Origin of the sequence: Bacillus sp. AFS041924, from assembly GCF_002577195.1 — a bacterium.
Taxonomy (GTDB): Bacteria; Bacillota; Bacilli; order Bacillales; family Bacillaceae_G; genus Gottfriedia.
The window spans coordinates 1-15,543 of the sequence record NZ_NULG01000026.1; the positions used below are offsets into that span (position 1 = coordinate 1).

Here is a 15,543-nt window from a genome sequence, read left to right on the forward strand (position 1 = left end):
AACAGAGCCTAATTTTTAAAGATTTAGATCAAATTTGCTTTTTTCCAATTAAACTGACTAAATTTTATCATTTGTAAGCTATTATACCGTAACTGGTATGGGTAATTTTTCATCTTATTTGCGATTTCTTTAGTTTTAATTGCAGTTTTGCTAATTTTATTTGCTATTCTTGAAATTTAATTGCTGTTTTGTCAATTTTAATCGCGATTATCAAATTTTATTTGCAGTTCTTCAATTATTTGCACCATAGCACCTTTTATTTGCACGGTTAGCCCTTCTTATTTGCGCTGCTATAAGACTTATTTGCAGATCAGACCTTATAACCACTACTCTTTTTGTTTTTCATTTCTGCCGTAATAAAAAAGCTATTCTCATTTTATTTCCTGAGAATAGCTTTTAATCATTTTATGCTTCCATAATTAAATCATAAACTAAAGTAGGTTCTTCTACTTTTTCAGAAGAAATTTTAATATTTTCTAGTAAGTCTTTTTCTACTTCACTAATATCTTCTGTGTTTGAATAAACAGTTACTAGTGAATCGCCTTTTTTAACTGCATCGCCAACTTTTTTGTTTAGCATTAAGCCAACTGCTAAGTCAATAACAGATTCTTTTGTAGCACGGCCAGCACCTAGTTTCATTGCAGCAGTTCCTACAGCATCAGCTACGATTCGTGAAACATAACCATCTTGCTGTGCTACTACTTCTTTTAAATATTTAGCTTGTGGTAGTTTTGATGGATCATCTACTACTGAACCGTCTCCACCTTGCGCTACTAAAAATGCTTTAAATACTTCTAAAGCTTTTCCGTTTTTCATATTTTCTAACAGTTTAGCTCTTGCTTCTTCTAATGTGTCCGCTTTTTTAGCTAATACGACCATTTGGCTACCTAAAACTAAGCATAATTCTTCTAGATCTTTTGGACCTTCGCCTTTTAATGTGTCAATAGCTTCTTTAACTTCTAAAGCATTACCAATTGCAAAACCTAATGGTTGACTCATATCTGAAATTACTGCAACAGTTTGTCTACCAACGTTGTTTCCAATTTTAACCATCGCTTTTGCTAAATCACGTGCATCATCGATATCTTTCATAAATGCACCTGCACCAGTTTTAACATCTAAAACTATTGCGTCAGCACCAGCAGCAATTTTTTTGCTCATAATTGAACTTGAAATTAATGGGATTGAGTTAACAGTTGCTGTTACATCACGTAATGCATATAACTTTTTATCAGCAGGAGTTAAGTCTCCTGTTTGTCCGATAACAGCTACTTTAATATCATTAACTTGTTTAATAAATTCATCTTCTGTTAATTCTACATGGAACCCTTCTACTGCTTCTAATTTATCGATCGTACCACCTGTGTGACCTAATCCACGTCCACTCATTTTAGCAACTGGAATATCTAAAGATGCTACTAATGGTCCTAATACTAGTGTAGTTGTATCACCTACACCGCCAGTTGAATGTTTATCTACTTTGATTCCTTCAATATTTGAAAGATCGATTGTATCACCAGAATGAACCATAGCCATTGTTAAATCACTATATTCTTTCTCTGTCATGCCCTTTAAAAATACAGCCATCGCAAAAGCACTCATTTGATAATCAGGTACACTACCGTCAGTAAAGCCTTTAATGACAAAATTGATTTCTTCTGTTGTTAATGTTTTTCCATCTCGCTTTTTTTCGATTAAATCTACCATTCTCATTTTTGGAAACGCCTCTTTCTAATTTGTGTATATTACTTCTAATGAAAAGTGACTTCTACAAAATGCAGAAGTCCCAAACTGTTGACAAACGCTCGCTTTCTTCGTTGCATCGCCTATCTGCGGTGCTCATTACCGTTTGAAAATCAAGCTTTTGTGTTTTGTCTACACACCGTGACTTCTACAAAATGCAGAAGTCCTTTTATTTTTCGTAAACTTTTTTTGTATGATTAAAAAACTTTCTATTAACCGATTTTGCGGATAATTTCTTTTACTAATGATAAAAATGATGCTCTTACTTTTTGGGTTGTTTCAATTACTTCTTCATGGTTTAGAGGTTGGTCTAAAATACCTGCTGCCATGTTTGAAATACATGAAATACCAAGTACACGTAATTCAGCATGTCGAGCAACAATTACTTCAGATACTGTAGACATACCTACCGCATCAGCACCTAATGTTCTAAACATACGAATTTCAGCTGGTGTTTCATAAGAAGGTCCTGTTAATGCAGCATAAACTCCCTCTTGCATCTTAACATTTACTTCCTTCGCAGCATCTTTAGCCAGTTCTCTTAATTCACGGTCATACGGATATGACATATCAACAAAACGAACACCAAGCTCTGGATTATTTGGTCCAATTAATGGGCTTGTACCTGTAAAGTTGATGTGGTCTGTAATTAACATTAAATCACCAGGCTCAAATGAAGTATTAACTCCACCTGCTGCATTTGTTACGATTAATTTTTCTACACCTAATTCTTTCATAATACGTACTGGGAACGTAACTTTTTCCATGCTGTAGCCTTCATAGAAGTGAACTCTCCCTTGCATTGCTACTACTTCAATACCATGAATTGTTCCGAATACTAGTTGACCTTCATGACCTTCCACTGTTGATGTTGGATATTCAGGAATCGTATGATACGGAATTTTTTCTTGGTTTTCTATTTCATCTACTAGAATTCCTAAGCCTGAACCTAGAATCAATCCAATTTTAGGCTGTCTGTCAACCTTACTTTTAATAAAACTAGCGGCTTTATCGATATTTTCTTTATTCATATATAACTCCACCTTATCTCAATTTTTCTAAAAAACTTGATCCATGTGATGGCATTTTAATACTAAAGTTTTCTGCAATTGTCGCCCCAACATCAGCAAAAGTTTTCGGTATTTCTAATTCTTTACCTTCTGAAAACTGTTTACTATAAACAAGTAATGGTACATATTCTCTTGTGTGGTCTGTACCATGGAAGGTTGGGTCATTACCATGATCAGCAGTAATGATTAATAAATCATCATCTTTCATTAGTTCAAATACTTCCGGTAGTCTTGCATCATACTCTTCAAGTGCTTTTCCGTAACCTAATGGATCACGACGATGACCATAAACTGCATCAAAGTCAACTAAATTTAAGAAGCTTAATCCTTTGAAGTCCATTTTTAATGTATCAATTAATTTATCCATACCATCCATATTTGAAACAGTACGTAAAGCTTTCGTAATACCTTCTCCATCAAAGATATCTGCAATTTTACCTATTGAGATTACATCAAAATTTGCATCCTTCAGCTCATTCATAACTGTACGTCCAAATGGTTTTAATGCATAGTCATGACGATTCGGTGTACGTTTGAAGTTTCCAGGTTCACCTACAAATGGTCTCGCAATTACACGACCAATCATGTATGGATCATCTAATGTTAATTTACGAGCAATCTCACAATAACGATACAAATCTTCTAAAGGTACAATTTCTTCATGAGCTGCAATTTGTAAAACTGAATCAGCAGACGTATAGACGATTAAATCACCTGTTTTCATATGTTGCTCACCAAGTTCAACTAAAATCTCTGTCCCTGAAGCTGGTTTATTCCCAATTATTTTACGATCAAAATGACCTTCTAATTCACTTATTAATTCTTTAGGGAAACCATCTGCAAATACTTTAAATGGTTTATCAATATGTAAACCCATCAATTCCCAATGGCCGGTCATTGTGTCTTTTCCTACTGATGATTCTTCCATTTTTGTATAATAGGCAAGTGGTTGATCAGCTTTTGGAATCCCATTCAATTCTCTGATGTTACTTAAACCTAGTTTTGCCATGTTCGGCATATGTAATCCATTCATTTCTTCAGCAATATGACCTAGTGTATCTGAACCAACATCATTAAATTTTTCTGCATCAGGAGCTTCTCCAATCCCTACAGAATCCATAACAACGAGGAACACTCTATTAAATTTTTTATTCATTTGTTTTCCTCCTAACTCATCAAAACAAACTGAAACATAACAATAGCGTCAGATGTCTGACAACTAAAGTATACTTATTGTCCTATTTCTTTTCAAGGATTATATTTTCCAATTTGTGTCTATTGATACTATAATTCCCCAGATTACTGTAATTTGACATAAAAATTTCTTAAATATAAATTCTTTTTTTCTAGATACTAATCATGATAATCTGTTAATTTTTTCACCCTGAAAATTGAACAAAAATAAAAGCCCAGCTATTTTAACTGGGCCATTTAATGAATTATGCTGTTTGATCTTGAGAATTTGCAATTTGTTGTTTTTGAGCTTTTCTTTTAGCAACAATTGTACCTGCTACTACTACGATTAAAGTCATTCCAATTTTAAAGATAGTAGTGATTGTTTCATTTTCAAAAACATCTTTTATCATTTTGTCATGAGTAATCATACCTGCTGCAGTCCAAGCTAAAATACCAGAACCAATTGTTGTAATAATAGGGAATTTGTTCATTACTTTCATTAATAACGAGCTTCCACCTACGATAATTGGAATTGAAATTAAGATCCCAACAACGATTGCAACTATATTACCGTGTGATACACCAGCTAAAGCTAAAACATTGTCAAGACTCATTAAAGCATCTGCAATGATAATTGTTTTAATTGCTCCCCATAATGTAGCACCGCTTTTAACGTCATCGTGTCCTGCATCATCGACTAATAATTTAAATGCAATCCATAATAACATTAAACCTCCAAATGCATAAATTAATGGGATTTTTAGTAAAAATACGACTACTGCTGCAAATATAATGCGTAGTCCAATCGCACCAGCTGTACCATATAAAACTGCTTTTTTCTTTTGATCTCCTGGTAAATTCTTTGCTGCTAATGCAATTAGAATAGCATTATCACCACTTAATAACAGGTCGATAAAAATTACATTTAGTAGTACACCTAAACTTAATCCTTCAAATAAATCCATGTCTCTTCCCCCTTATAAACTACTATTTTAGTAAACAACCTGTACCCGTGCCTACAAAATAAAAAGACCCTTGCCAATAGTTGTAGATCTACGGCAAAGGTCTTGCTGAGCATACAATAGGTATGCCAACAAAGCCGATGAGAAAAGTTTCTCATGAACTGACGACTTTGTTTCAGGATTTCTCCTGACGCTACTCCCCTTTGGAGTATTCGATTGTTTGTTAATAATATAATACTATTCGACCTAGTCCATTATGTCAATAGATTTTAATACATTTTTAATTTAAGGTTTTCTCGTTAACAACCTTTTACGCATTCATAATATTTATATTTACATGACCATTCAATGTCAATATTTTACTTAAAAATTTATTGCTTTGTTAAAATTTTTGGTCCATTACTTGTTATGGCTAATGTATGTTCATATTGAGCTGAATTTTTACCATCTCTTGTTCTTGCTGTCCAGCCGTTACTATCCATTGTTGAGTGCCAAGATCCTAAATTAATCATCGGTTCGATCGTAATAACCATTCCTTCTCGAAGTCTTAATCCTTTCCCTGCCAAACCGAAATGTGGGACATATGGTTCTTCATGCAAAGTCGGTCCGATACCGTGGCCAGTAAAATCACGCACTACAGAATAATCTAATGATTCTGCGTAAGATTGAATCGCAAAGCCAATATCTCCTATACGATTACCTACTACAGCCTGTTCAATACCTTTATATAAGCATTCTTCGGTTACTTTTAATAATTCTATGTTTTCTTTGGAAATATTCCCCACACCGTAAGTCCAAGCAGAATCAGCAAGTGCTCCATTTAAATTTACAACCATATCAATGGTAACAATATCTCCATCTTTTAACGGTTTTTTACGAGGAAATCCGTGGCAAATTTCGTCATTAATTGATGCGCAAGTTGCATATTCATAACCTCGATACCCTTTTTGCTCTGGCTTCGCTCCGTTTTCAGCTAAAAACTTTTCTACGAATTGATCGATTTCCCAAGTTGTAATACCTGGTTTGATCATTTTTGCAATTTCCTTATGTGTAGCAGCTAATAATTTCCCTGCTTCATTCATTAAGTTAATTTCACGTTCAGTCTTAATTGTAATCATTTTATTCATCCTCTCAATAACCTAGTTCAGTTCATCTATGATTAATTTAATATATTACGCTTTTTACAATATAACAATCATTTTAAAAGAAAAAAGAGCTTAATTTAAGCTCTTAATGTTTAAACAAAGTCCCAAAATATAATGTTTTAGACTAAATGAAAAATTTCTTTCTGCCAGTCCTTGTTATCTGTCTATATTTAAGCTCTTGGATGAAACTCTTTGTAAACATCCTTCAGTCTATTTTTCGTAACATGAGTATAAATTTGTGTTGTAGATATATCTGCATGTCCTAACATTTCTTGAACCGATCTCAAATCAGCTCCATTTTCTAATAAATGTGTTGCAAATGAATGACGTAAAGTATGCGGTGTTAATTCATGCTGAATATTTGCTTTTTCAGCTTGTTTTTTTAAATTTTTCCAAAATCCTTGTCTAGACATTCTATTTCCATGATGATTTAAGAAAAAAGCATCATTATTTGTTTTTCCAGTTAATTCTTTTCTCGCTAATCTTAAATAGTTTTCAATTGATTCAATCGCTAGCTTACCTAAAGGAATGATTCTTTCCTTACTTCCTTTACCTAAGCATCGAACAAATCCCATCGTTAAATTAATGTCAGATAAATTTAATGATAATAACTCTGACACACGCATTCCTGTAGCATATAACAATTCTAACATTGCTTTATCTCTTAATCCAAATGTTGAATGATTAGGTACTTCTAATAAAGCCTCTACTTCCTGTAGTGATAAAACCTTTGGAAGCACTTTAGGCGCTTTTGGAATTTCTATTAATAATGAAGGATCGTCTTTCATTCCATCAACTTCACGAATTAAAAATTGATGAAATGAGCGAATTGTTGCTAATTGACGAGCCATCGTTCGAGCCGTTAAATCTCTTTCTTTTAAATATTTTAAATAACTAATAATATGTATCCTAGTTATATTTGAAAGACCATTTATATTTTCAACAACGTCCAAATATTTTCCGTAGCTTTCCAAATCTTTACTATATGATAGAATTGTATTTTTAGATAAACCTTTTTCAACTTGGATAAAATGGATATAATCCTCTGCTGCAAAATCAAACTCTTTTTTAAAAGGTGTTTTATCAGTCGTTGTCACATTACATTACTCCCCGTTTTGATAAAACCGTACCAATTGGTTAAGCGCACCATCCTTCTGATGATTGTCCACCTTTAACATAGAGCCTTCTGGTCGGTCATATCGATGCATATTTTCATATTCAGAATGAATCCATTGAATAGCAAAATAAAATAAAATTGTGCATGTGATGAATAAAATTGCAATTTTTATTACATTAAAAACAATACTTGCTCTTTTTTTCATATGACCACCACCTTTTTGCTAGAAGTAAAGACATCATTACTACATACTATGCAAAAATTGGACAAATCATACTTCAATAAATAGTAAAAATTAACATTCATCATATCCAGTGTCTTTTTTTAAAGACGTAAAAAAGAGCAGACTCTTTTTATTGAACTGCTCTACTTTTTAAGAATTAAAAATAAAATGATTTTAATAAATTAAAATCATTTTATTACTCTTCGTTTTGATCATGGCAACGATGACATACACCATGAAATGATAATCGATGATCTTTAATTTTAAAATTCCAACGTTCTTCAACTGTCTTTTCAACTTCACTTAATAGATTTTCATGAATTTCATCTACTGCTCCGCAAACCGTGCATATTAAATGATGGTGAAAATGTTGAGCACCTTCATGTCTTAAGTCGTATCTAGAAACTCCATCACCAAAATTTATTTTATCAACAATTGTTAACTCAGTTAGTAATTCTAACGTACGATAAACAGTAGCAAGTCCAATTTCCGGCGATTTTTCTTTCACTAGGAGGTAAACATCTTCTGCACTAAGGTGATCTTCTTCGTTTTCTAATAAAACACGAACAGTGGATTCCCGTTGTGGTGTTAATTTATATCCTGCTAAATGTAGTTGTTTCTTTATTCGTTCAACTCGTTCTTCCATTCTTTTCACTCCCTCGCCACTTGATAATAATTATAACAAAGAAAGAGAAAGTGTCAAAAATTATTTGTTAATTTTTTGTAACAATTATTTCTGAGATGGCTTTTAAAAAATAAGTTGAACCATATGCCTCAATAATACTTGCAATACTTAAGCAAACCGCAACTAATCCGAAAACAATAGAATATGAGACTAATTGTTTCATAATTGGTTCATTATCGTTTTTAATAAATTGCTTTCGAATCATCCGAATGGAAAGCTGAACAGCTAAAACCGTTAGTAGTATATATAATGGTAATACAATAACATTTTGTGGGAATACAGAAGAAAAAGCTAATAAAATACCGTGCCAACCTAATTGATTTACTAAAAAACCAACAGTAAATCCAACTACCAACCCTTTCATAAATAATAAAATAAGAATGATTGGTAATCCAATTATTGAAATTCCTAATACCCAAATTAACGCTAAAAACTTCAAATGCGAAGAATAGCTAGATAGGAATACTTCATTCCCACTAATATAATCTCCATTATTAACTTGTCCAAAAAAATGTGTAATAAAGGATAGAATATCCTGCTTTTGGCTCACATTCATACTATTAACAATAACCGCTCCAAACACTACTCCAAAAAGTAAAATCACACTAACAAAAATATAGAGTGACAAATAATCTTTAACATGTTTTTTCATCGTTGATTGGATTGAGCTTCTTGTCATGATATCATCTCCTGGACTATATTCTCTCTTCATTTTATGAGTGGACAAGTAATTTATTCTATTTATTTATAAAAGTCTAAAGAATTACGATCGTTAAGAGAATTTATGAACAAGTTTATTCCTTAAAATAAACAACTAATAATCTGCTTTTGATTTGTGACATCTTATCTAAGAAAGAAGAACGTTGATTACCACTGCATGTTCATGCTTCAATTAGGTAATTTAGATCATTACTTTAATAAGTTTTTTCATGTTAGCTTTAAAAAAAGTTACCGTAATTTATCTAATTCATAAAAAAAGCTGCTTAAGTCTGGGACGACTTAAACAGCTTTTTTTAGTTTAATAAATCTATATACGTTTTAATAATTTGACTAATTGTTTTTGCATTCTCTTCATTGTTACCATAAATAGTTGAATGATTGTGGCCTTCTAGTGTTTTATGAATACCTTGATTCGTTGTTTCGCAATATTCTTTATGATATTTTTCAACTATATTTAGTAATTTCTTTTTTTTCTTTGCATTGAATTGTAATCCACTTTGATTCGAAGCAGTTAAAACTAGTAAAGGTGTATTAATGTTTATTTTTAATGCATCTTTTATACGTCTGTTGCTATAACTTAAGTTTTTCCATTCACTGACAACCGTCTTCCAATGCTTAAAGCTTTTAATTGAGCTAAGTATATCAGATCGGTTTTCAGGATCGGTATTCAGTAGTTTATTTATGAATTTATTTGGAATAGCTTTAGTTATCTTAAATTGATTCGCTTTCTTCATCATTAATGCAAATCGATAGAGTACTTTATCATATATTTTCTGCTCATGCTCCTCTAGTGTTGGATGTGTTGGGTCTAGTAAAATCATTGATTGAATAGCATTTGGAAAGAGCCGAGATAATTGAAATACAATATATGCCCCCAATGAATGTCCCACAGCAATTAATGGACTTTTAATATTTAGTGCTAATAAAATATCATAGCATTCAAATGCTTGTTGCTCTGTTGAGCGCTCTGACGTCCATATTCCACTTTTTCCATAACCTAATCGATCATACGTTATAACTTTGGCATACTTACTCAACTCTTCTTGTAAATACTTCCATTGATGAAGTGTATGCATCATCCCACATTCTAAAAGGACTGTAACTTTACCATCACCTTTTACTCGAACGTGATATGTGCCGAGTTCACCAGTAACTAACAATATTCTCACCTTCAACGTTTTTGATTATTTTTCTTATTGTATTCATTTTTCTTGTTTTCTATTTTTCTTTAGCTTAACATATATACTATTTTTCGATAAAGCATTAGCAACGTCAAAAAGACGTTAAAATATTTTTAACGTCTCAGTGTGTAGACAAAGTCCCAAAAATTTGATTTTCTTACTCAGTTAATTTAACTTATTGAATTGTTTCATTTTTTTCTTCATAAGCTCCTTTTACTTCTTCATAAAATTGGGCTTGTGAAGCATAGAAATAAGGTCCTACATAAAATAAAGCAAGCCCCAAAGTAATAATGATTAAAAGAAGCCAACCGATGAATGAAAGGCCCAATAAGAAGAATTTCCATTTGTACCCATCCATCATTCTTCTACTTAGCGTAATTGCATCTAATGCATTCATATCTGGATGATCTTTTAGAATATAGCCAACTTGTGAATAAGCAATCGACTTGATGATTCCAGGTATTACTAATAATAATGTCCATAATATTGTAAACACAGTTACTAAAAACCCAACTAAAATTGCTCTTCCAAATTGTTTTCCATTTTTATAATAGTAAAATAAATCCCCTATGCTTTTTTCCTCATCGCGAACGAGTTTTAAAAAGTAAACAATCAAACCATATCCTAGTAATGTATTCACAATCCATGAAATAATCTCTATAACTGATTGTACTCCGCCTGGGACTAATTCTTGTTGATCAGGATTTGGAAATACAGTCCCAGTATAATGGGAATTAACTGGCCCATTAAGTATCATATTAATAAGTCCTTGTATTACACCAAATAATACGAGCGTCAAAATCGCTTTTCCCCAATTTCCAGATAGTCGATTTTTAGCTGTTCTTTTAATTGATGAAATTCTCATCTACTCATTCCTCTCCCAAAAATATCACTTCCTTCTAACATATTTATTACCAATTTTTGAGAATTATTTTTATTTTTACTTAATCTTATTTTAATAATTGTAAATATTGGACTGCATAGCATGTTTTCGCATCATGTATTGATCCCTTTTTTAGCTCTTCTAGACATTCTTCTATTGTAAGCTCAAAAATTTCGACAAATTCATCCTCATCCAAAGCTGCACTATTTTCTAATTTCTTTAATCCTTTTGCTACATATATATGTATGTACTCGTCTGCAAATCCTGGTGAAGTAAAAAAAGATTGTATGTGTTCCCACTCCTCTGCTTCATAACCAGTTTCTTCTTCTAGCTCTCTTTTAGCCGTTACAAGTGGTTCTTCACCTTTTTCTAATTTTCCAGCAGGGATTTCTAGAAGACTTCTTTCTAGTGCTTTTCGGTATTGTTCTACAAAAACAATCTTGCCTTCATCAGTAATTGGAATAACAGCTACTGCCCCAGGGTGCTTAACAATTTCACGTGTGCCAGTATTTCCGTTAGGCAGTTCTACTTTTTGATGATAAAGAGAGATAACTCTTCCAGTGAATATTTTTTCTTCTGCTAGTGTTTTTTCTTCAAATTTTTTCATTTTTTTCATCACCTTGTTCTAATTTATAGGGTTGTCACATACATTTTATCATTTATTTAGTCAAAATACTTTTTGAAGAGAGGTAGTCTGATGAAAATGTGTATGACGGAAAATTCTGTTGTCCTTGTAGGCTCCAAAACAGAAATTTTAAAAACTCTTGAAGTTATTGGCATGCAATATAAAACGGTTCAAGAATGGATTCAAAATTCCAATGGCAAGTTACTCTATGTTGTAAAATAATTCTCTTTTCCCTACAATTAAACTTGGAGGGATTGATATGAAAAAACGTAAACTTGGTTCTACATTATTAGAGATATCCGAAATCGGTTTAGGTTGTATGTCACTTGGAACAAAAGAAAGTGAGGCAATTTCAACAATTCATGCAGCAATCGATGCTGGTATTAATTACTTTGATACAGCTGATTTATATGATTTTGGCAAAAACGAAGAAATCGTAGGAAAAGCATTAAAGGGTCGCAGAAATCAAGTCATTATTGCAACGAAGGTCGGCAACCGTTGGAATGAGTCAAACGATAAGTGGCACTGGGATCCATCAAGAACATACATTAAAGATGCTGTGCAGGACAGTTTAAGCAGACTTAATACCGACTATATTGATTATTATCAGCTACACGGTGGAACGATTGAAGATCAATATGAAGAAACGATTGATACGTTTGATGAACTTGTAAAAGAAGGTTTAATTCGTTATTATGGTATCTCTTCTATTCGACCTAATGTGATAAATCGTTTTGTAAATCATTCATCTATACAAGGTGTGATGATGCAATACAATGTGTTAGAGCGTAGACCTGAAGAATTTTTCCCACTTTTTGAGGGTAACAATATTTCTGTCATTGCACGCGGTTCAGTCGCAAAAGGACTATTAACTAGTAAATGGGATGAAAAACTGACTAATAAGGGTTATCTGTCGTATTCCGAATATGAATGCAAAGAAACTATATTCAAACTTCTCCAACTGCTAGATGAAGAACAATCTTTACATAGCTTAGCTTTACACTATCTACTTAGTCATAAAGCAGTTTCATCATTAGCTGTTGGTGCTCGAAATAAAGAACAACTAATGGACAATCTGAATGCCTATAATTCGAAACCTTTAAATTCAATTCAACTCACTCATATTAAAGAAATTTCGCATTTCACAAAGTATGAGGATCATCGTTAAACTACTCCTTCCTTAGATGGAAGGAGTTATTTCTTCCATTCACCTGCTTTTTGATCGATATCATCTATAAACTCTTTTCGACCTCTTTTATATTCTTCTTTACTTTTAGGATTGTTTTTTACAAGTTCTTTTTTTAATTTTATATATTCTATTGCTTGATCGGTATGAGCAATCATATATTCCCTAAATGCAATATTTCGTTCGATTGCAGTATTCCCTTCAGCATATACTTGAATATGAAAACTGCACTTTTCATCACATTTTATAAAAAATCTTCTGTCTTGATTGCATTGATCACCCATCTGTTCGTATCCTAAGGTTAGTAATACATCGCTATATTCATCAAACTTTTTTAAGCTTTTCACGACAATCATCATATCAATGATAGGCTCTGCAAACATATTTGGAATCGAAGTACTTCCAATGTGGTAAATTGCTGCTTTTTCTTGTAATAACAAATCAATAGTCTTTTTTTCAGTTTGAAAATCTTCTTCCCATGAAGTGCGATAAGGTACGATTTCAATCTTCTTTTTCATCAAATACACCTACATTTTTTAATTAACTTATTTTTATAGCATTCGTTAATGAGCTCTTATTTATTGATTAATTCACCTTCATTTTTCATTGTTTTTCCAACTCGAAAATGCTCAAAAATCGCAATTTAATACTAAATTAAATTTTGGTTAAAATACTCTCAATTTCTACTTTAATTGGTTTCTTTGAATTATAATTATTTTAGTTACTAAGATATTTAGTTACATTAACTTTTTATAGTACTTCCTATATTTTAAGGAGAGAATGCAATGTCCGAAAAACCAATCAGCAGAAGCGAGTTTATTCCGTCACTAATAATGGAATTTAGAAAATTTAGCACTTCAATCGTTCTTTTTAACGAAGGGCTTGCCTCTAACCTACATTTAAATGCGACTGATTTAAGATGTCGAGAGTTACTTTGCCACACTGGTCCAATTACAGCAGGAAAGTTATCTCAATTAACACATCTTACTACTGGTGCGATTACAGGCGTTATTGACCGACTTGAAAAAGTCAAACTTGTTGAACGAATTCAAGATCCTAATGACCGTAGACGTGTGATTATTCAACCTGTTTATGAGCGTGATGATGAATTAGCAGATCTTTTCAAACCATTATCTGACTCTCTTTCTAATATTTTTAACCAGTACGATGATGAAGAGTTAACATTATTATTTAGATTTTGGAATGATATTAATGAGTTAATTCCAAAAGAGACAAAAAAATTAAATCGCTGTGAGTAAGGGGGAAACTTGATGGTTTCTAAAGAGAGCAAGGTTGGCTTTGTCGTTGCAGGACTATTATTAGGAATGTTGATGGCGGCTATGGATAACACAATTGTTTCAGCTTCGATGCCTACAATTGTTGGAGAACTAGGTGGTTTAGACCAATTTATTTGGGTAACCTCTGCATATTTGGTTGCTACAATGGCAAGTATGCCGATTTTTGGTAAGTTATCAGATATGTATGGACGTAAACGATTTTATTTATTAGGACTTATAATTTTCTTAATTGGTTCTGCATTATGTGGAACAGCAAATAGCATTGTTCAATTAAGTATTTATCGTGCAATTCAAGGGATTGGTGGAGGCTCATTAATGCCGATTGCCTTTACGATAATTTTCGATATTTTCCCTCCTGAAAAACGAGGAAAAATGACTGGTTTATTTGGTGCAGTTTTTGGTCTTTCTAGTGTATTTGGACCTCTACTCGGAGCATATATTACTGATCAAATTGATTGGCGTTGGATTTTCTACATCAACTTACCTTTAGGGATCATTTCTTTATATTTAATTTCTCAGTTTTATAAAGAGAATTTACATCTAAGAAAACTTAAAATCGACTGGATGGGTGCGATTACGCTAGTCGGTTCAGTTGTGAGTTTAATGTTTGCACTTGAACTAGGTGGAAATGAATATGATTGGAATTCTGGTCCAATTATTTCTTTATTTGCAATCTTTGCAGTACTGTTTATCGCCTTTATTATAATTGAAAGAAAAGTTGAGGAGCCAATTATTTCATTTAGTTTATTTAAAAAGCAACTATTTGCGGCAACTCAAGGTGTAGCATTTTTCTATGGTTCTGCTTTTATTATTACAACTGTATTAATCCCACTTTTTGTTCAATCAGTTTATGGTGGGACAGCTACAAATTCTGGTATCATTCTAATTCCGATGATGCTTGGTTCTGTTGTAGGTAGCCAAGTAGCAGGTCAGTCCGTACGTAAGTTTAGTTACCGTAGCATCATGTTAGTATCAGTTGTCTTATTCTTTATAGGAATGTATTTATTAAGTACATTAGATACAGATACTGCTCGATCTACTGTAACGTTCTACATGATTATCGCTGGTCTTGGAATGGGTTGTTCATTCTCATTATTAAGTATGGCAACTCAACACAAAATTGAACCTCAAAAACGAGGAATTGCTACATCTACAAATACATTCTTTAGAACATTAGGTATGACCATCGGTGTTACAATTTTTGGTACGATTCAAAACCATGTGTTTAAAAATAAATTAAGTGATTTACTTGGTAATTTAGGTGCATTTGGTAAAGTTGATTCACGTGCTTTATTATCAGCTGATGCAAGAGCTAAAATTCCACCTGAAGTACTTCATAAAATCTCAGAAGCAATGGCTCATTCAGTTGCAACTACTTTTAAATGGACATTAATTCCGATTACTTTAGGTTTTATCGCCATTATCTTAATGGGTAAAGAAAAATTAACATTTGAAGTTAAAGAAAATCGAGCGAAAAAAGCCCAATAAAAATAAAGCTAAATCCTAATTAAATGGATTTGGCTTATTTT

At 32.4% G+C, this 15,543-nt stretch carries 17 protein-coding genes; 4 read left to right on the top strand and 13 right to left on the bottom strand.

The genetic code is table 11. The annotated features are described in order from the left end of the window. Positions 1–405 precede the first annotated feature (405 nt). From COC46_RS09795 to COC46_RS09850, 12 genes are all read right to left on the bottom strand, one after another. Positions 406–1,713: a pyrimidine-nucleoside phosphorylase gene (locus tag COC46_RS09795; protein WP_098809531.1), complete on the bottom strand. Its 1,308-nt coding sequence runs from the start codon at positions 1,711–1,713 to the stop codon at positions 406–408. Positions 1,714–1,955: 242 nt separating this feature from the next. Continuing rightward, positions 1,956–2,774 (bottom strand): purine-nucleoside phosphorylase, encoded by an 819-nt coding sequence (locus COC46_RS09800; RefSeq protein WP_098809532.1) that lies wholly within the window; start codon positions 2,772–2,774, stop codon positions 1,956–1,958. A 13-nt stretch (positions 2,775–2,787) separates the two neighbouring features. Further along, on the bottom strand, positions 2,788–3,969 hold the full coding sequence (deoB, locus tag COC46_RS09805) for a phosphopentomutase (protein WP_098809533.1): 1,182 nt from the start codon (positions 3,967–3,969) through the stop codon (positions 2,788–2,790). 283 nt (positions 3,970–4,252) lie between these two features. Further along, positions 4,253–4,954 carry a TerC family protein gene (locus COC46_RS09810; RefSeq protein WP_098809534.1) on the bottom strand — a complete coding sequence of 234 codons (702 nt, stop codon included), beginning with the start codon at positions 4,952–4,954 and terminating at the stop codon, positions 4,253–4,255. A gap of 368 nt (positions 4,955–5,322) precedes the next feature. Beyond that, positions 5,323–6,069: a type I methionyl aminopeptidase gene (gene map, locus COC46_RS09815; RefSeq protein WP_098809535.1), complete on the bottom strand. Its 747-nt coding sequence runs from the start codon at positions 6,067–6,069 to the stop codon at positions 5,323–5,325. A 197-nt stretch (positions 6,070–6,266) separates the two neighbouring features. After that, on the bottom strand, positions 6,267–7,193 hold the full coding sequence (xerD, locus tag COC46_RS09820; RefSeq protein WP_098809536.1) for a site-specific tyrosine recombinase XerD: 927 nt from the start codon (positions 7,191–7,193) through the stop codon (positions 6,267–6,269). Positions 7,194–7,199: 6 nt separating this feature from the next. Then, positions 7,200–7,418 (bottom strand): YqzK family protein, encoded by a 219-nt coding sequence (locus tag COC46_RS09825; protein ID WP_098809537.1) that lies wholly within the window; start codon positions 7,416–7,418, stop codon positions 7,200–7,202. A 214-nt stretch (positions 7,419–7,632) separates the two neighbouring features. After that, positions 7,633–8,082, bottom strand: a complete 450-nt coding sequence (fur, locus tag COC46_RS09830; RefSeq protein WP_056466931.1) for a ferric iron uptake transcriptional regulator — start codon at positions 8,080–8,082, stop codon at positions 7,633–7,635. 67 nt (positions 8,083–8,149) lie between these two features. Continuing rightward, positions 8,150–8,800, bottom strand: coding sequence for a stage II sporulation protein M (spoIIM, locus tag COC46_RS09835; protein WP_098809538.1), 651 nt, complete (start codon positions 8,798–8,800; stop codon positions 8,150–8,152). A gap of 334 nt (positions 8,801–9,134) precedes the next feature. Then, complete coding sequence (locus COC46_RS09840; RefSeq protein WP_098809539.1) at positions 9,135–10,001, bottom strand: alpha/beta fold hydrolase; 867 nt, start codon at positions 9,999–10,001, stop codon at positions 9,135–9,137. Between the two features lie 196 nt (positions 10,002–10,197). Further along, the gene (locus COC46_RS09845; RefSeq protein ID WP_098809540.1) at positions 10,198–10,887 is read right to left on the bottom strand and encodes a DUF975 family protein; all 690 of its coding nucleotides are present in this window, start codon (positions 10,885–10,887) and stop codon (positions 10,198–10,200) included. Positions 10,888–10,972: 85 nt separating this feature from the next. Next, entirely contained in the window at positions 10,973–11,512 is a 540-nt protein-coding gene (locus tag COC46_RS09850) for an NUDIX domain-containing protein (protein WP_098809541.1), read from the bottom strand. A 90-nt stretch (positions 11,513–11,602) separates the two neighbouring features. On the opposite strand from COC46_RS09850, the gene mciZ reads away from it, so the two are divergent. Together mciZ and COC46_RS09855 are read left to right on the top strand one after the other, a co-directional pair. After that, entirely contained in the window at positions 11,603–11,752 is a 150-nt protein-coding gene (gene mciZ / locus COC46_RS21905; protein WP_129688645.1) for a Z-ring formation inhibitor MciZ, read from the top strand. 37 nt (positions 11,753–11,789) lie between these two features. Next, complete coding sequence (locus COC46_RS09855) at positions 11,790–12,698, top strand: aldo/keto reductase (RefSeq protein ID WP_098809542.1); 909 nt, start codon at positions 11,790–11,792, stop codon at positions 12,696–12,698. A 26-nt stretch (positions 12,699–12,724) separates the two neighbouring features. Here COC46_RS09855 and COC46_RS09860 read toward each other — a convergent pair whose 3' ends face one another. Beyond that, positions 12,725–13,234, bottom strand: a complete 510-nt coding sequence (locus COC46_RS09860; protein ID WP_098809543.1) for a GrpB family protein — start codon at positions 13,232–13,234, stop codon at positions 12,725–12,727. A gap of 267 nt (positions 13,235–13,501) precedes the next feature. Between COC46_RS09860 and COC46_RS09865 the strand changes: the two genes are divergently transcribed. Further along, a complete protein-coding gene (locus tag COC46_RS09865) occupies positions 13,502–13,975 on the top strand; it encodes a MarR family winged helix-turn-helix transcriptional regulator (protein ID WP_098809544.1) in 474 nt (157 codons plus the stop codon). 12 nt (positions 13,976–13,987) lie between these two features. Further along, complete coding sequence (locus COC46_RS09870; protein WP_098809545.1) at positions 13,988–15,502, top strand: MDR family MFS transporter; 1,515 nt, start codon at positions 13,988–13,990, stop codon at positions 15,500–15,502. Positions 15,503–15,543: the final 41 nt, after the last annotated feature.